This is a genomic window from Flavobacteriales bacterium (assembly GCA_016124845.1).
Lineage (GTDB): Bacteria > Bacteroidota > Bacteroidia > UBA10329 > UBA10329 > UBA10329.
This window is the reverse complement of record WGMW01000028.1, coordinates 14911-30912: the sequence shown is the minus strand read 5'-3', so window position 1 is coordinate 30912 and position 16002 is coordinate 14911. Positions and strand designations below refer to the sequence as shown.

The 16002-nt window shown below is 48.8% G+C and carries 19 protein-coding genes; 14 read left to right on the top strand and 5 right to left on the bottom strand.

What is annotated here, in order from left to right; all coding sequences use genetic code 11:
- The 3 genes from tnpA to GC178_11180 form a co-directional block, all read left to right on the top strand.
- On the top strand, positions 1 to 446 hold a 446-nt coding region (tnpA, locus tag GC178_11190), incomplete at its 5' end, for an IS200/IS605 family transposase (protein ID MBI1288126.1).
- Between the two features lie 491 nt (positions 447 to 937).
- Positions 938 to 1339 carry an aminoacyl-tRNA hydrolase gene (locus tag GC178_11185; protein MBI1288125.1) on the top strand — a complete coding sequence of 134 codons (402 nt, stop codon included), beginning with the start codon at positions 938 to 940 and terminating at the stop codon, positions 1337 to 1339.
- 32 nt (positions 1340 to 1371) lie between these two features.
- Positions 1372 to 2304 carry a glycerophosphodiester phosphodiesterase gene (locus GC178_11180; GenBank protein ID MBI1288124.1) on the top strand — a complete coding sequence of 311 codons (933 nt, stop codon included), beginning with the start codon at positions 1372 to 1374 and terminating at the stop codon, positions 2302 to 2304.
- On the opposite strand, the gene GC178_11175 is transcribed toward GC178_11180, so the two are convergent.
- Positions 2305 to 2688 (bottom strand): hypothetical protein, encoded by a 384-nt coding sequence (locus GC178_11175; protein ID MBI1288123.1) that lies wholly within the window; start codon positions 2686 to 2688, stop codon positions 2305 to 2307.
- Here GC178_11175 and GC178_11170 point away from each other — a divergent pair.
- Complete coding sequence (locus GC178_11170; protein ID MBI1288122.1) at positions 2682 to 5852, top strand: AAA family ATPase; 3171 nt, start codon at positions 2682 to 2684, stop codon at positions 5850 to 5852. The genes GC178_11175 and GC178_11170 overlap by 7 nt on opposite strands.
- An 85-nt stretch (positions 5853 to 5937) precedes the next feature.
- Positions 5938 to 6282 (top strand): hypothetical protein, encoded by a 345-nt coding sequence (locus GC178_11165; GenBank protein ID MBI1288121.1) that lies wholly within the window; start codon positions 5938 to 5940, stop codon positions 6280 to 6282.
- Here the strand turns inward: GC178_11165 and GC178_11160 are convergent, their stop codons facing one another.
- Both GC178_11160 and GC178_11155 read right to left on the bottom strand, forming a co-directional pair.
- Positions 6283 to 6618: a hypothetical protein gene (locus tag GC178_11160; GenBank protein MBI1288120.1), complete on the bottom strand. Its 336-nt coding sequence runs from the start codon at positions 6616 to 6618 to the stop codon at positions 6283 to 6285.
- 111 nt (positions 6619 to 6729) lie between these two features.
- The gene (locus tag GC178_11155; protein MBI1288119.1) at positions 6730 to 7401 is read right to left on the bottom strand and encodes a hypothetical protein; all 672 of its coding nucleotides are present in this window, start codon (positions 7399 to 7401) and stop codon (positions 6730 to 6732) included.
- 357 nt (positions 7402 to 7758) lie between these two features.
- Between GC178_11155 and GC178_11150 the strand changes: the two genes are divergently transcribed.
- Genes GC178_11150 through GC178_11140 form a run of 3 tightly spaced genes read left to right on the top strand, consistent with a single transcriptional unit; the run spans position 7759 to position 9489 of the window.
- Complete coding sequence (locus GC178_11150; GenBank protein MBI1288118.1) at positions 7759 to 8628, top strand: hypothetical protein; 870 nt, start codon at positions 7759 to 7761, stop codon at positions 8626 to 8628.
- 5 nt (positions 8629 to 8633) lie between these two features.
- A complete protein-coding gene (locus tag GC178_11145; protein ID MBI1288117.1) occupies positions 8634 to 9098 on the top strand; it encodes a hypothetical protein in 465 nt (154 codons plus the stop codon).
- Position 9099: 1 nt separating this feature from the next.
- A complete protein-coding gene (locus GC178_11140; protein MBI1288116.1) occupies positions 9100 to 9489 on the top strand; it encodes a sec-independent protein translocase TatC in 390 nt (129 codons plus the stop codon).
- Here GC178_11140 and GC178_11135 read toward each other — a convergent pair.
- Entirely contained in the window at positions 9470 to 9859 is a 390-nt protein-coding gene (locus tag GC178_11135; protein ID MBI1288115.1) for a hypothetical protein, read from the bottom strand. The genes GC178_11140 and GC178_11135 overlap by 20 nt on opposite strands.
- Positions 9860 to 9911: 52 nt before the next feature.
- Complete coding sequence (locus GC178_11130; GenBank protein MBI1288114.1) at positions 9912 to 11120, bottom strand: DUF4105 domain-containing protein; 1209 nt, start codon at positions 11118 to 11120, stop codon at positions 9912 to 9914.
- Positions 11121 to 11216: 96 nt separating this feature from the next.
- Here GC178_11130 and mscL point away from each other — a divergent pair, with 96 nt between their 5' ends.
- The 6 genes from mscL (at position 11217) to GC178_11100 (ending at position 15947) form a co-directional block, all read left to right on the top strand.
- Positions 11217 to 11636, top strand: coding sequence for a large-conductance mechanosensitive channel protein MscL (gene mscL, locus GC178_11125; protein MBI1288113.1), 420 nt, complete (start codon positions 11217 to 11219; stop codon positions 11634 to 11636).
- A 90-nt stretch (positions 11637 to 11726) separates the two neighbouring features.
- Positions 11727 to 12446 (top strand): hypothetical protein, encoded by a 720-nt coding sequence (locus GC178_11120; GenBank protein ID MBI1288112.1) that lies wholly within the window; start codon positions 11727 to 11729, stop codon positions 12444 to 12446.
- Between the two features lie 71 nt (positions 12447 to 12517).
- A complete protein-coding gene (hemA, locus tag GC178_11115) occupies positions 12518 to 13741 on the top strand; it encodes a glutamyl-tRNA reductase (protein ID MBI1288111.1) in 1224 nt (407 codons plus the stop codon).
- Between the two features lie 107 nt (positions 13742 to 13848).
- The gene (gene hemC / locus GC178_11110) at positions 13849 to 14742 is read left to right on the top strand and encodes a hydroxymethylbilane synthase (GenBank protein MBI1288110.1); all 894 of its coding nucleotides are present in this window, start codon (positions 13849 to 13851) and stop codon (positions 14740 to 14742) included.
- Positions 14604 to 15395, top strand: coding sequence for a hypothetical protein (locus GC178_11105; GenBank protein ID MBI1288109.1), 792 nt, complete (start codon positions 14604 to 14606; stop codon positions 15393 to 15395). Before hemC ends, GC178_11105 begins: the two co-directional genes overlap by 139 nt.
- Positions 15396 to 15461: 66 nt before the next feature.
- On the top strand, positions 15462 to 15947 hold the full coding sequence (locus tag GC178_11100; GenBank protein MBI1288108.1) for a hypothetical protein: 486 nt from the start codon (positions 15462 to 15464) through the stop codon (positions 15945 to 15947).
- Positions 15948 to 16002 lie beyond the last annotated feature (55 nt).

Sequence of the window (16002 nt, the reverse complement as noted above, 5' to 3'; positions counted from 1 at the left end):
TATATGACCTGAAGTATCATGTTGTGCGGATAACCAAATATAGGAGGAAGGTACTTGTTGGAGAGGTTGCTCATCGGGTCCGGGAACTGATAAGAATGATATGCAAGCAGCATGATGTGGAGACCATCAAAGGCCATGTATACTTCGACCACGTACATCTGTCCATATCGGTACCGCCCCATCTATCGGTGAGCGATCTGGTCAAGAAACTGAAGGGAAAGAGCAGTTGGAAGGTGATGAGTGAGTTCAAGACCATATCGGAGCAGTACTGGGGCAGACATTTTTGGGGCAGGGGCTATTTTGCTGCCAATTCAGGTAATGTGACGGATGAGGTGATAATGGAGTACATCAAGAACCAGGATGTGAGTAGACCGGACGGTGACCTCACCATATCGGATGATAAGAAGTCGTCATTTGAGGACATTGACCCAAACCCACCGACCTGAGTCGGAGGTAGTTTAGTTCCGATCGGTACTTCATGACGAATCCTATGGTTTGAACAAAAAGCTAACTTTTGGCTTAAAACTGTTTAAAATCCCGGTTCAGGAAAAAAATATGTTCTCGGTCCCTTGAATATTCAACACGGTGTTTTTTTGTTAGATAATGGTGGTTATGACTGTAAGGAGGTGCCAGAGATTCTCTTAAAGTTCGGTTTTTGAGTTGGAGGACATGGGTGTGAGAGGCCGGAAGCACGATTGAATCGCTTTGTTTGCAATCGTACATTCCTTGATTTCCGAGAAAGCCGCTGGAGTCATGATGTTTGGTTGTTGACGAAATGACCGTTCATCTAAAGCTGAGCATGTTGAATTGGAATTTTTAGAATCACAACTTGTTTTGGGTAGACGGAATTTGCAGAATTTCCTTGACATAAGTGTATGGCTCAATAGCCGTTCTCGTTTCTGAGCATCGGTTTCTTTGCATTTCAGACCTTTGCCTCATGCTTCCCAAAGAAGAAATACGAAAAGAGTTGTACTACCGCGCCTCACGGAGTTCAGGAAGTGGCGGGCAGCATGTGAACAAGGTTGAAACGCGGGTTGAAGCCATTTTCAATGTGAGTTCATCCGAAGTGTTGACGGAAACCCAGAAACATACGCTGCGAACGAAGTTGGGCAGGAAACTGAACAGCGAAGGTGAACTGATCGTCAGTTCGAGCGAAAGTCGATCGCAATTCAAGAACAAGGAAATTGCAACGGAGAAGTTGCTGGTGCTGCTCGAAAGCGGCCTCAAGAAACTTCCGAAGCGCAAACCGACCTCCATTCCGAAGGCCGTGAAAGAGAAGCGGCTAAAGGAAAAACGATTTCAGGCCGAAAAGAAAGAAAGACGTGGTTTCAAACCGTGATGCTTTCTAAATTCATGGCCAAACTTTGAATTATGAGAAAGTCCGTGCTGCTTTGGTCACTATTGGCGTTTTTCGCCTGCAACCAACCTCAAACCAAGGAAGAATCATCGGCTGAACAAATGACCGAGGATTCTGGGTCAGCCATTTCAACAGATTTCGATCTGGAAGGACATCGCGGTGCCCGCGGACTTTACCCTGAGAACAGTATCGAAGGTTTTTTGGCGGCCGTGGAGCTGCAGGTGAACACTTTGGAAATGGATGCCGTGATCACCAAGGACAAGAAGGTTGTGGTTTCGCATGAACCATGGATCAACTCCACCATCTGCTGGGGTTTGGACGACAAACCTGTTCCCGAAGGTAAAGACCTGAAGATCTACGATATGACCTACGATGAGGTGACCAATTACAACTGCGGAAGTCAGCCTCATCCAGATTTCCCTTTGCAAGCGAAAATGTCAACGTTCAAGCCGTTGTTAAGCGAGGTAATTCAAGAGGTGGAGGCCAGCGCAGCTGCGTTGGAAGTGGAACCGTTGAAGTACAACATCGAGATAAAAAGTACTCCCGAAGGGGACAATATCTATCATCCCGAACCAAAGGAATTCTGTGAACTTGTGCTGGAACAGGTGAACGCGGGCGGTATTCATGACCGCACCATCATCCAATCGTTTGATGTACGCGCCTTGCAGGCCATGAAGAAACTGGATTCAACCATTCCAGTGGCATTGCTGATTGCGGAAACGGATGGTTTTGAAAAAGATCTGGAAAAACTCGGATTCACACCCGACATCTACAGCCCGAATTTCCATTTGGTGAACGGGAATCTGGTGCGTTCATGTCATCAGAACGGTATCAAGATCATTCCTTGGACGGTGAACGAAGAGGAAGACATGGTGCAATTGCTCGAACTCGGTGTGGACGGCATCATTACCGATTATCCCGATGTGGCACTAACGCTGAAGATGTGATCAGTCGGAGCGTTTCGCCCACTCGATATTCGGGTTGTCGTTCAGCTTCTCAACAATACCATCGATCTCATATTCCCTGCAACTGAGGAACAATTGGTAAATATGCTCGGCCGAAGAAATTTCCGAGCCAATGGTCGCATGGAATCTACCCAGTTCGAACATGCCGCGTTTGAATGCTTCTTCCGAACGGAATTTGACCGTTACTGGAAACTTCAGAATAGGAGCCTCTGCTTTCTGTACCGGTTCCTCAACCGACTTGTGGGTTGTTTTGCAGCCGCCCAGAAGACTGGCAAGAATTATCAGTGGAATACTCCATCGCATGCCCGAAAGTAAGTCGATCGGAACAACCGCCAACCACAAATTCCTACCTTCCCACCATGCCATTTAAGATCTATCGTTCATCTGCAGGATCGGGAAAAACCTTCACGCTGGTGAAGGAATATCTGCGCATTGCCCTTTCTACAGACCGTCCAGACAACTATCGCGGAATTTTGGCTGTGACATTCACGAACAAGGCCGCGGAGGAAATGAAAGTGCGCGTGATAAATGCGCTGCAAGAAATCTCGGTAGGGAATCCGAACGATACGATGACGGATCTGCTTTCGGAAGAACTGGCGATCTCGGTTGAAACCATTGCACTGCGGGCCAAGCAAACGCTGAAGCACATGCTGCATCATTATGCCGACCTCAGCATCAGCACCATCGACCGTTTCAGCCACCGCATCATTCGAACATTTGCGCAGGATCTCGGCCTTTCGGTAAACTTTGAGGTGGAGCTGGACACAGACGTGTTGAAACAGGCGGTTTTCGAAAACCTGATGAGCAAGGTCGGTACCGAAAAACTGCTAACGGACGTGCTGGTGGATTTTATCCGCTCCGCAGCAGATGATGAGAAAGGATGGAACATCGATGGCGTGATCAAGGAGTACATCGGTGTGCTTTTTTCGGAGGAAAGTCGGTTCCATTTGGAGAAGCTGTGCAACATCGGTCTGGATGAATTTCACGCGTTGCGGAAGTCTGTGCGCCCCAAAATTGTGAGCGAGAAAAACTCGCTCGTCAATTTGGCAAGGGAGATTCTGAAACAGGCCGAAAGTTCAGGGCTTTCGGCAGCCAGTTTCTCGTATGGAAAGACGGGAATCTTCAGTTACATCCAGAAAATTGCCAGCGGCAACCTGGAAATCCCGGGAAAGCGCGCCCTCGACACGGTAGCGAATGACAAGTTCTATGGTTCCAAAATTTCGGAAACGGAACGTACATCCATCGACCTGCTGAAACCGAACATCACTGATCTGGTCAACCGCTGCGAACAGCGAATCCCACGGATCAATTACTACGAAATCGTTTTCAATCGCATCTATGCGGTGGCGCTGCTCGATGAGATGCATCGCATTCTGCAAGAAGTGCAACACGAAGAAGAAATTCTGCATATCGGAGAGTTCAACCACCTGATAAGCGATGTGGTGATGACCGAATCGGCACCGTTCATTTACGAACGCATCGGGGCGCGCTACCATCATTTTCTGGTGGATGAGTTTCAGGACACCAGCATTCTGCAATGGTTCAATCTGTTGCCGCTGGTGGACGAAAGTCTGGCGCATGACAACCTCTGTCTGGTGGTGGGCGATGCCAAGCAGAGCATTTACCGTTGGCGCGGTGGCGATGTACAGCAATTTGTGAAGCTGCCCAAGATTCACAGACCTCCTCATCTTGAGGAAAAACTGGACGGTGACCCGCAGATGGCGCAGCTTTTCGCGCAGCGGGAAAAAAGTCTTGGCGCAGCATTGTCGAGCATGACACTGGATTCCAATTTCCGATCGAGCCCAACGGTTGTCAATTTCAACAATTCGCTGTTCGAAGAACTTCAGAAAGATATGCCCGCAGACCTTGCAACCATGTTCGACAAGGCCGCGCAGATCCCCAAAAAGGCGACCGATGGACTGGTGAACATCCACATGATACGGGATGCGAAAGACCTGACCAGCGCAGATTATGATGAAATGGTGTTCGAGCAGATAAGAACGTGGGTGGATGAATGCTTGGCCGATGGTTTTTCTGCTGGCGACATCTCCATCATCTTCCGAACAAATAAACAGGCCATTAAAACTGCGTTGGATCTGGTGGAACATGGCTACGATGTGGTTTCCAACGAATCGCTGCTGATCAACAATTCGCCTCGCGTGCAACTGCTGGTAAATGTGGCCACGTTTCTTGACGACCCAAGCAATGCGGTGAATATTGCGGAGCTGCTTCACAACCTTTCTCTCTGCAATGAAACGCAGGATTTTGCGGCAGAACTTCAGCAGACCAAAGGCGGAAAGAAAACCGAATTCATCGGGCAGTTGCTTCGCGAACAATTCCCAGACATCGATTGGCAACGACTCAATTTTGAAACGCCTTATCAGCTATTCAGCGTGCTTTCGCACGGAGTTTTCCCAAATGTTCGGGAACCGAATCTTACCTTCTTTTTGGATGAGGTGCTTTCATTCGGCCAAAAGAAGAACAGTTCGCTCTCCGATTTTCTCGAACATTGGAAGGAGAAACGCGAGAAACTTTCCATTGCCTTGGACGAAAGTCCGAACTCGATTCGCATCCTCACAATACACAAAAGCAAAGGGTTGGAATATCCCGTGGTGATCCATCCGTTTGCCGATTATCCCGACAATCGCAGTAAAACAAGTGCTTCGTGGGTTTATCTGCAAGACGATGAATTTGCTCCGCTGGACCGATTGCGATTGCCGATGAGCAAATCGCTCGAAAACACGCCTTTCGAAGCCGACCTTGAACTGGAAAAGGCACACGCTGCCATGGACACGTACAACGAGATGTATGTAGCATTGACCCGTGCCAAGCAGCGATTGTACGTTTCGGGAAAGTTGGCAACCGATGCGAAAAAAGACCGCGAGCCATCAACGGCCATCCAATTCATTCGAAAATATCTGCTCGATGCAGGAAAAATGAGCGAAAGTGAGTGGGAGTTCCAAGTCGGTGAACGAACAAAGCAAGAACTGCAAGCGGCCGAATTCGACCATCTCAAACTCCTATCGTTAGGAGATCCGAACTGGCGGCAACGATTGAAAATCGCGCGACCAATTGCGGATGCGGAAACACGCCTTTCGGAATTGGATGCACGACAATTGGGTATTGCCGTGCACGAGGCAATGGCAAATATCTTTACTGCAAACGATGTGGAATCAGCCGTTCGGAAATTGGTTGAGAACGGAAGTATCAGCGATACTGATTCGCAACGCATTTCCGATCATATCCGAAACCTGATCGGAAGACCTGAACTCGCACCGCTTTATGCAGCGGAAAAATCTGTTCGGAACGAAGCAGACATTCAGCTTTCTTCGGGCGAATGGCTGCGGCCCGACCGCGTAGTTACCGAACACGGCCAAGCATGGGTCATCGATTACAAAACGGGTGAGGAACGAAACGAACATCACCGACAGCTTTCAGAGTATGTGAAAGCCGTTTCAGAACTCGGATTTGAATCTGTAGAAGGTATGCTGGTTTACATTGAATCGGAAAAACTGGTGAAAGCCCCCTGAATCCCCCAAAGGGGGCATTTTTCGATTGAATTCATACTGCGGCCGAATAGCGGTTGCGTACTTTCGTTCCATCAATTGAAATAGCATGAGTTTTCTTCAACGTTTCGGGTATTATCTTTTCGGTGTGGCGCTTGGCAGCATGTTGGTCTATGTTTGGCTTATCCGCGGTAGGGATTTTCCAGCTTGGACACCGAGCGGTCGTGTGTTGCAGGAATTGGCGGTAGATTCGGTCGTCATCGACCCAGGTGTTCATCTTCCATTCGCAGATTCGCTGCTCGTACAGCACATCAAAGCGTGCGATGTGAAATTTGACGAAAGCGTTGTGCGTGATGTTCCGTGCAAGGAATATCAGTTGGAATCGGAAAAAGAAAGGATGCGATTCAAGGTCTGCAGGTCGGAGATACGACTTTACGAATACGACCCGAAGTGATCAGTTGAGGTTTTCGCTCGGCACAGCGCATGTCACCATCACATCGCTGCCCGCAATGTGATCCAAAACCAACATGTCGAGAAATTGATCGACACGGCCATCGCGCGGTGCATCAAATTCCAGCATTTCGCCAGGTTTCAAACTCACCACAAACTGGGTTTCTCCTTTGTAATTATGAATGTCGGTCATCCAAAGTGCCAAGAGTTTTGACTCTTCTTCACCCATGTTCTGTAGCACAATAATGCCATCGCGGTAAACTCTTCTGTAACCCAAGCTGTCTCCTTTGCTGATCAATCGGTCATTTTCCTGAAAGAGTTCTTTACGGAGTGTCTTCATGTGTCTGAGTGAGAATTTCCACATGAAATTAGCCAAGAAAAAAGCCGTCAGTCCAAGTTTTGGACTAACGGCTTTAAACCTTCTGTCAACGGCCAAAATGCCGCCATGAACCTATTTCAGCGTTTCTGCCTTGGCCTTCACTTTCTCACTTTCTGGGAACCACTTCAAGGCCCAATTGATGGTCTTCTTGGCAGAATCTGCGTAGTTCTGTTCCATCAACGCATCGGTCCAACGAAGCAATCCATCTTCCAAAACGGGGGCCGTGGCCTTGCTCGGACGGTATTTCGGGTCTTCGTAAAGCGGTATCAATCCTGTCATGGCCTGCTGAATATCGCGCTCTGCCTGACCAGAGTTTCTGTTGAGGTTTTCCAAAACACCCTTAAAGAACAGCACATTGTAATCATCTGGCATCGCCTTGGTCATGTACTTATAGGTCGAAACTGCATTTCTTCGTTTACGGTCGTCATCAATGTACTGCGCAGCATCTGCAATTCCGGCCTTGGCCAGATCATCGAAATAGTCGGAATTGTCTTCCACCCAAGTTCCTTCCTTGTCCTTCTTGTAAAAGCGGGCAGCATATTTGAAAGCATCGCGCAACGCATTCGGATATTCCTCTTCCATCTTCTCATCGTTCATCTGGCTGATCATGTACCAGCCCATTGATGCGTAGAGATAGATCTCCGGGTCTTTCTTGTACTTGTCGTCATCCAGCATCTTCTCTGCCTTGTAGGCAACGTCCTCATATTTCTCTTCCATGAACAGTTTTTCCAACTTGTAATTCATGCCGCCAATTACCTGAGCCGAGGCGGAAATAGCGATTGCGATGAGAAACAGTGCGGGAAAAATTCGATTCAAAAATTTCATAGTTGTGTTTGTGGTTTTGATTCAGGGCGAAGGTAATCAACTATCATGCGAAAGTCGAAGAAGCACCACACAACTTGTTGCGAAGCTGTTAAAATATGTGAGGTTTTGCCTTTTGAACAAGCATTGCTCCATGGTTGCGTTTGAAGGAAGAAACAGAATTAATAGTTGCTGAAACCTGTTGAACAGATGAGCATCGATTATGGAAACATGCGTGACAATTGTCAGCGAACGCTAACTTTGAATTGTTCTACTTTCAACCCCTCAAAACCAAACGATATGAAAAAGACAGCCATCATCCTCGCATCGGTCATTCTATTTGCATCTTGCGACCAGCGCGAAAAAGAACTGGAGCAGAAAGTAGCGGAGTTGCAACAGCAATCGGAGCAGAAAGATCAGGACATCGATGCTTTCATCACCTCATTGAGCAACATCCAATCGAACTTGGACAGCATTAAGGAATTGGAAGGAATTGTGACCGCACGGGCAATTTCTGTTGAAACGAACGAATCGGCAGAAGATGCGATCGTGAACGATATGATGCTGATCTACGAACGGATGAAGCGCACCAACGACCAGCTGGAAACCTTGGAGAAAAAAGTGCAGCAGAGTTCCATTGCTTCCGATAAGTTGAAAACGCTCATCGCGCAACTGAAAGAGGACATCAAGAAGAAAGATGAGGAGATAGCCATGCTGAAAGAAGGTCTGACCGAAGCCAATATTTATATTGACAAGTTGATGAGCAGCGTGGACCGATTGGCGATGGAAAATGAACGCAGGGTGCAGGTGATCCAAGAGAAGAATCAGGCTCTACAAGAGAAAGAAGCTGAGATGCAGAAAGGGTTCTGGACATCTGGTTCTGTGAAGGATCTGCGTGCCAAGAACATCATCGACAAGGAAGGCGCATTCCTTGGATTGGGTGGCGTGAAAGTGGTGTCGGAAGACATGAACTTGGAAGACCTGACCGAGATCAACATTTTGGAAGTGACCGAAATTCCGTTGGACACCAAGAAGGCGGAACTGGTAACCTCACATCCAAAACACAGCTACGAATTTGTGGAGGAAGGAAAGAAAGTGACCAAACTCGTCATCTCCGACCCGACCGAATTCTGGCAGAACTCCAAAGTGCTGGTCATCGTAACCAATTGATCGGTTTGGAAGCACGAGATTTCGCACAGAAATTCCTGCTGGAGGAAGTAAAGAAGATGGAAGCGGCCAATGTGCCGCTTCATCTTTTATTGGCCATTGTGCAAGGTATGGAAACGGCCGGAGCATTGCTTGATGACAAGCCCTTCAAAGCCAAAGGACAAGGCAAAAAGCGTTTTCAGTTTACCCTGAGAAAGTTGTTTCCAAAGCCGTATTCAGAGGCAAACAACCGATTGGACCTTTACAGTCAATTGCGTAGCCACATGGCGCATTGCATGTTGCCTGCCACTTCCATTGTGGTAGTCACAGATGCTGACAACCATTTGGCGTTCGATTCGGAAAACCGCCTCCAGCTATGTCCAAGGTCATTCTTTACCGATTACGAGAACGCTATTCTTGCACTTCTCGAAAAACTGGATTCAGGAGAACTCCAAAACAAGAAGGTCCTTTTTGATGGTTTGAATGAACTCTGACATGGATGAAAGACACGACATCGCCACACGGGCCGACATCGAGCAATTGATGCAGGATTTCTACGAACTGCTGCTGAAAGATGAAGTGGTCAGTTTCCTCTTTACAGATGTGGCCAAACTCGATCTGGAAGAACACCTCCCAAGGCTATCCGACTTTTGGGAAGATCAACTGCTCGGCACCAACAATTACAACGGAAACCCGATGCGCGTGCACATGGACCTTCATCGGAAATCAGCGCTCAAGAAAGAGCATTTTGATACGTGGCTCATGCATTTCAACCGAACGGTGGATGCGCGGTTTGCAGGTCCTAAGGCGCATTTGGCCAAGGAACGTGCGTTGAGCATTGCCACCGTAATGCAGATAAAAGTCGCTACTGCTTCACAAAGGTGACCGTGTCGGTTGTTGCAGGCTGGGCAGCCGCAAGTACCGTCAGGCAGTTTTCGCTGGCATCTGTAATGTACCAGACGTGCGAAACGTAGGTCTGCTGCAAGTGGGTTTCACCATCATCCAGCGTGCTGTAAAGTGTCAATCCGCTGCTGTAGTTTTTCCAATAGATCTTCACGGTCTCACCACTCTGATTATCGAAAAAGAGATAGGTGGAGGCCGTTCCCGTTGGAGAAGTGAGGCTGCTCAATTCTGCACAGTCCGAAACGGTGAGCGCTCCATTGCCAAACAGCGTTGTGAACACTTTTTCCACCTCGTCTTTCTTGCATGCAGAAAATGTGGTGATGGCCGCTACAAAAAGATACTTTGCTTTCATGATCCTGAGTTTAAGGGTTGTAGCAAAGGAATTCTGAAACAGGAATCTCCAACTACGCTGTTCTGCGTATTTGCGGGCCACTTTGGCGGAAAACCCCAACTGCCAAATAAAGCAGCAGAATAACGATAAAACGGAGAGAAGGGTGCAGCATCTGCGGCAGGTAATTCCATCCTACCAATAGCCCTGCGTACAGGACAATGAGGAACAGCGAATATGGTCGCGTCCATTTGGGGCGGTTCTTTTTGAGAAGCGCATAACCGAAAATGGCGTTGGTGGGCAATGCCCAGAGGATGTTCCAATTGTAATCGGCCGAGAAATGGTTGGTGAAGAACCACAGGAAGATGCCGTTCCAACCAAAGAAACTGGTGAGCATGAAAACCACACCATCGAAAATGCGTGTGGAACGCCCTGCAAATCGGAAAATGGTGACGAAAACCGCGCTGATAAGTAGAAACGCCACAAACACGACCTGCGGCACAAACCAACTTTTCTCCTTCACTTCAGGCGATGCCTTGAAAGTGATCTGTTTGGCCTCCACCAATGGTTGGCTTTCTCCACCGCGAACCACATACGCATGGTCGAAGGCCTCTTCCAACTTCTCTGGCAAGTACATGTATTGCATGGCGGTAGCGGGTTTGTCAATACGCGCTCCGAGACAGAGATCGATGCCCAGATCGCCCCACGGCTGTTCCCGAGCAATGTAAAGGTCGGTTAGTTGGCGGATGGAGAGACGATCACTCCCCAAGTAGGTCGTATCGAACTCCACCGTTCCGCCCATCGCATCCATAATAATGTCGCGCGGCCGCGTGGAGCAATTGTCGAAAAAGTAATCGTAGAGGTATTCGCGATTCTCCTTCTTGGCGTTCCATGTCAGCTTATCAAACAGTGCCTGTTTTTCGGCCAAGGTCATGTTCAGAAACTGTTCACGCACCGAGCGGTTGTAATACTCGTAAGCTCGGACGAAATCTTCATAGCGGTTCACCGCCAGCATGTACATGGACCGCCCCTGAACGAAGTTCCAATAGAAATTGGGCTGGTCGAAATCGAAGGTGCCGTAGTTGTAAACGGCATCGAAACCAACTGCGGGATCGTGAATGCGGATGGCCGTGTGGCCGAATGCCTCATACAGTTCCTCGCCTGGTCCGCAGGTAACCAAACTCACCTGGCTCGCTTCGGAAAGCGAAAAACCCATCTGTGCAAAACTTGCGAACGGAAGAAGAAAAATGAATATGAAGCATCGTAGCATCTGCCAAAAATACATACTCTGTATTGTGCTGATAACTTCTCAAATGAATTGACATTTTGGAATCTGCCATCTGCATATCTTGTACCTGTTAACCCTTTAAACTTCAAGATCATGCTAAAGGAATTCAAAGAATTTGCAATGAAAGGCAACGTTATGGACATGGCCATCGGTATCATTATCGGTGGTGCGTTCGGTAAGATTGTTGCTTCGTTTGTGGCCGATGTTCTCATGCCTCCGCTGGGAATTCTCATCGGTGGTGTCAATTTCAAAGACCTGAAGATCGTGCTGCGCGATGCCGTGCTTGATGCCCAAGGCGCAGAAACGGCTGCCGCTGTGTCTATCAACTACGGTAACTTCATTCAGGTGACGTTTGATTTCATCATCATCGCATTTGCAATCTTCTTGATGGTGAAGGCCATGAATGCCGCCAAGAAGAAGGAAGAAGCCGCTCCTGCCGCACCACCGGCTCCGCCAGCACCAACCAAAGAGGAAATACTTCTTACAGAGATTCGCGATCTGCTGAAAAAATAACTGCAGATCGATGTTTGACAGCAGCCGTGGCACCACCGTGTCACGGCTTTTTTATGTTACAATTTCAACTGAGCGTTGTAACTTTGGGCGATGCTTCGTTACTCCTTCATTGCCCTTGCCGTTGCGCTGTTGTTTTGCAGCATGCAGGTCCATGCTCAGGTAGATTCGGTCACGGTAGAAAAAGTCTCCATCATCAATGCCAAACACAAAGTGGAGGGCATTTACCAAACGTTTGACGAGTTCAGGAGGAACGAACCGTTCTATACCGATTCGTTTACCATTCTTCCGGCCGAGATCAGTACTGCCGAAGATGAGAATTCCGGTGTGTTCGGAGGATTCGGAAACAGCGCACTGGATTACATAGACTGTGTGGAATCAGAACTTGAGACCAAGCCGCTCAGGCATCCGCCATTTGGCAGTAGGTATTTCGGTTATTGTAAGAACGATACTGTTTACATCGGATTCTGGAGATTCCATCCCATTACCGAATGGGGACACCTGACACTTATTCATGTTTCTGAACTGAGGTATCACCAAAACAGTGGTTCTTGGATGGCCGGAGGAGCCGGTGGCGCCCCTACATTCTCACCTGGCTTTGGAGGAATGGTAAGGTCGGTGAACAAATGGTTTGTCCTTGATTACATGACGGGAGATATTGCATCCATCAGCACCCTGCTCCTAAAAGACAAGTTTAACAAGTGGGACAAAGAGCTTTATCAAGAATATAGAAAGACCAAAAACAAAAACTCAGAATCGGTTCAACTTGAGTTTCTCCGAAAGTTCAACGAACGACATCCCATCAAGTTCTGATTCCCTGACAGTTCCATGACATACCAAACAGAACGCTGAGCGATCTTCGCGCTGCGAAGTCAAACCGCTTCATGGAGCTTTTCAAAACCATCGCCTTTACGCACAAGACCACCGACCTGAAAGACATCGGGCGGCTGCATATTGAGGACGATGACCTGAAGGAAAGACTTTCTCGATTGAAAGAAGAATTGCAGTTGGATGAGCTGCTTTACCTCTCCACCTGCAACCGTGTGGAGTTCATGGTGGTTTCGGAGCAGGAATTGAACGAGGATTTCCGTAAGCGGTTCTTTCAGGCGTTCAATCCCGAATGGGCAAATGGCGATATTGAATGGGCAGCCAACCACAGCCGAACGTTCGAAGGGTTGCGTTCGCTGCAACATCTGTTTTACGTGTCGAGCAGTATCGACTCGTTGGTGGTGGGCGAGCGCGAGATCATCACGCAAGTGCGCGAAGCGTACGAGAAATGCCACAAGTTGGGATTGACTGGCGACCGTTTCCGACTGCTTGTGCGTTCGGCCATTGAAACGGCCAAGCAGGTTTACACGCAGACGCAGATCGCTCAGAATCCTGTTTCAGTGGTATCGTTGGCGTACCGCCAGATGCGTGAAGCGGAGATCGATCATCCGCCACATATCGTCATGGTAGGTGCGGGACAGACCAACCAAACCATGGGGCTGTATTTGAAGAAAGCCCCTTTTGGAAAGGTGACGGTTTTCAACCGTACGCTGAGCAAAGCGGAAGAACTGGCCGCAACGCTTAAAGGAACGGCCAAGCCATTGAGCGAACTGAAGGATTTCAACGAGCCGTTCGATATCCTCATCACCTGTACAGGCGCTTCGCAACCCATCATCAATAACCGCCTATACAGGCAACTTATCGGAAACGACCTCAGGCAAAAGGTGATCGTTGACCTTGCCGTGCCATCCGACCTTGAGCAGGAAGTGCTGCGCAAGAATAACGTGCTGTACATCGGCATCGAAAACCTGAAGGAACAGGCGCGCAAGAACCTCGAACAGCGCCAAAAGGAGTTGGAAGTCTGCAAGCGGCTCATCACCGACCGCATCAGCGAGTTTGAGCAATTGCTGCGCGAACGGCAGATCGAGATCTCGATGCGCGAGATACCGAAGGTGGTGAAAGACATCCGCGAACGCGCGGTAACGCAGGTCTTCCAGAAAGAACTGGAACAGATGGATCCGCAATCGCGCGAAGTGCTGGAGAAGATGATGGATTACATGGAGAAGAAATACATCAGTGTGCCGATGAAAATGGCCAAAGAGATCATGTTGAAAGGTTAACATGAAATAGCCACAGATGCACAGATTTTCTCAGATTACAAGATTATTTATTCTGTGAAATCAGTGTAAAACCGTGAATCTGTGGCGAGTAAAATTTTATCTGAAAAATGAGCAGAAAAATCATCATAGGATCGCGCGGTAGCGACCTGGCCCTGTGGCAGGCACATCATGTTGAAGGCAGATTGCAGGCGTTGGGCCATGAAGTGGAGATCAAGATCATTAAGACGCAGGGCGACAAGATCCAGCACCTGAGTTTCGATAAGATGGAAGGCAAGGGTTTCTTTACCAAGGAATTGGAAGAGAAACTGCTGGATGGCGAGATCGATCTGGCAGTGCATTCGCACAAGGATCTTCCCACCGAGCATCCCGAAGGACTGATCATTGCTTCGGTCTCGGAGCGCGAAGACCCATCTGACCTGTTGCTCATCCGTAAGGAGAAAGTGGATGCTTCCCAGAAATTGGAAATGATCGCCAACCCAGTTGTCGGTACTTCTTCTGCCCGTAGGAAATCGCAATTGCTGCACCACCGAGCCGATATTGAGATTAAAGACCTGCGCGGAAACGTTCCAACGCGCATCAACAAGCTTCGCGAAGGACAGTATGATGCCATCATGCTGGCGGCTGCCGGTGTGGAGCGTCTGCAACTCAACCTATCGGAATTCCACGTGCTGAAACTCGACCCGAAGGAGTTCATTCCAGCGCCTGCACAGGGCGTTCTGGGACTACAGATACGCGAAACGGACACGGACCTTGCCGACATTCTTTCTGATTTGAACGATGCCACCGTTGCCCGAAGAATCGGTGTGGAACGCAGAATCCTGAACCTGTTCGAGGGTGGATGCCAAATGCCGTTGGGCGCTTATTGCGAAGAGAACAGCGGCACCCTCACCGTAAAAGCCTGTGTGGCCGATGCGTGGGACAAGCCCGTTCGCATAGCGGAACTTTCCGGAACCGATGTAGAAGAACTGGCGCAGCGGGCAGTCGCAGAACTCAAGGGGTGAAACGCTCCATTTTCATATCGAGGCAACTGGCCGAAGACAGCCACCTCCTCGCCTACCTCACCGAGCACAACTGGGAGGTTTATCACCGTTCGCTCATCCGCATTGAGCCCATTCCGTTTCACATTGAGAACGAGTACGATTGGATCTTCCTTTCCAGTTCCAATGGCGCCAAGTTGCTGCTCGAAAGTTGGCAACCTCCGCAAGGCACTCGCATTGGTGTAGTGGGCGAAGCCACGGCCGCAACCGTCCGGTCGTTCGGGTACGAACCTGCGTTCGTTGGCGCATCCGGCAATATGCACGAAGTGGGAACGCATTTCGTACCCGTGTTGGGCAACAAGAGTGTACTGTTCTGCGGGGCCGAAGGTGGTTCCGAGAAACTACGTTCCGAACTGCCACAGCATCAGGTGCATTTCCTGCCCATTTACCGCACGGTTTCCGAAACCGAAGCAAGCATTCCCGCTACCGAAGTGGTGTTCCTTACCAGTCCGTCCAATGCGCGGGGCTACATGAACTGCGCTAAGCTGGAAGGTAAAACCGTGATTGCCATTGGCCACACCACAGCCGAATTCCTACACCAGCAGGGCGTTGAGAACGTGCGCATTCCCTCCGCTCCTACCGAAGAGCATGTGGTGGCGCTGCTGCGCAGAATGTAGGCAGGTTTCGGTTTGGGAATACCCGAAAACGACACAATGCCTTGTTGAAGGTGATATTTGTGTACTTTGGAGAGTGTAAAACCAAAGCCGATAGAGTTGGCAAACGATAACTCGTTACTCTTAGCCAATGGTTGGCTGCCATTTGAAAGAACGATGAAACTAAAACAGAAGGGGCGATATTTTGAATTACCAATTGTCGGACAGACAATCAAAAAAATCATCTTTGACGGGCTGCTGACACTCGTCTTTGACGACCAAGAAGAAAGCCACCTTAAACTTCACTCGACATTCAAAGTGACCCAATACAACCAAACTGTCGAAATCAACCCTGGAGACAAAGACGCGCTGACGGTTTTCTACGACAATTACGGACAGTCAATTAAAGATGCTAAAGCGGATGGAGAGGGAAATCTTTGGCTCACATTTGACAACGGGACAGAAATAACCCTTGAGGATGGGCCATATGAGAATTGGCACTACACAAAAAGGAACTTGATCAACCCAATGGACAGCTTAAATGTTCACGGTGGGGTTGGACGAACTGTACATTAAAGAAAAACGGCAGCCAACACCCTCTAAAATCAAATGCTCGTGACTGTGCGTCAGT

What these genes read in the sequence shown, in the direction of transcription:
- GC178_11185 (MBI1288125.1), top strand. Translation starts at nt 938, where the DNA reads ATGCTTCCCAAAGAAGAAATACGAAAAGAGTTGTACTACCGCGCCTCA.
- GC178_11180 (MBI1288124.1), top strand. Translation starts at nt 1,372, where the DNA reads ATGAGAAAGTCCGTGCTGCTTTGGTCACTATTGGCGTTTTTCGCCTGC.
- GC178_11170 (MBI1288122.1), top strand. Translation starts at nt 2,682, where the DNA reads ATGCCATTTAAGATCTATCGTTCATCTGCAGGATCGGGAAAAACCTTC.
- GC178_11175 (MBI1288123.1), bottom strand. Translation starts at nt 2,688, where the DNA reads ATGGCATGGTGGGAAGGTAGGAATTTGTGGTTGGCGGTTGTTCCGATC.
- GC178_11165 (MBI1288121.1), top strand. Translation starts at nt 5,938, where the DNA reads ATGAGTTTTCTTCAACGTTTCGGGTATTATCTTTTCGGTGTGGCGCTT.
- GC178_11160 (MBI1288120.1), bottom strand. Translation starts at nt 6,618, where the DNA reads ATGAAGACACTCCGTAAAGAACTCTTTCAGGAAAATGACCGATTGATC.
- GC178_11155 (MBI1288119.1), bottom strand. Translation starts at nt 7,401, where the DNA reads ATGAATTACAAGTTGGAAAAACTGTTCATGGAAGAGAAATATGAGGAC.
- GC178_11150 (MBI1288118.1), top strand. Translation starts at nt 7,759, where the DNA reads ATGAAAAAGACAGCCATCATCCTCGCATCGGTCATTCTATTTGCATCT.
- GC178_11140 (MBI1288116.1), top strand. Translation starts at nt 9,100, where the DNA reads ATGGATGAAAGACACGACATCGCCACACGGGCCGACATCGAGCAATTG.
- GC178_11135 (MBI1288115.1), bottom strand. Translation starts at nt 9,859, where the DNA reads ATGAAAGCAAAGTATCTTTTTGTAGCGGCCATCACCACATTTTCTGCA.
- GC178_11130 (MBI1288114.1), bottom strand. Translation starts at nt 11,120, where the DNA reads ATGTATTTTTGGCAGATGCTACGATGCTTCATATTCATTTTTCTTCTT.
- mscL (MBI1288113.1), top strand. Translation starts at nt 11,217, where the DNA reads ATGCTAAAGGAATTCAAAGAATTTGCAATGAAAGGCAACGTTATGGAC.
- GC178_11120 (MBI1288112.1), top strand. Translation starts at nt 11,727, where the DNA reads ATGCTTCGTTACTCCTTCATTGCCCTTGCCGTTGCGCTGTTGTTTTGC.
- hemA (MBI1288111.1), top strand. Translation starts at nt 12,518, where the DNA reads ATGGAGCTTTTCAAAACCATCGCCTTTACGCACAAGACCACCGACCTG.
- hemC (MBI1288110.1), top strand. Translation starts at nt 13,849, where the DNA reads ATGAGCAGAAAAATCATCATAGGATCGCGCGGTAGCGACCTGGCCCTG.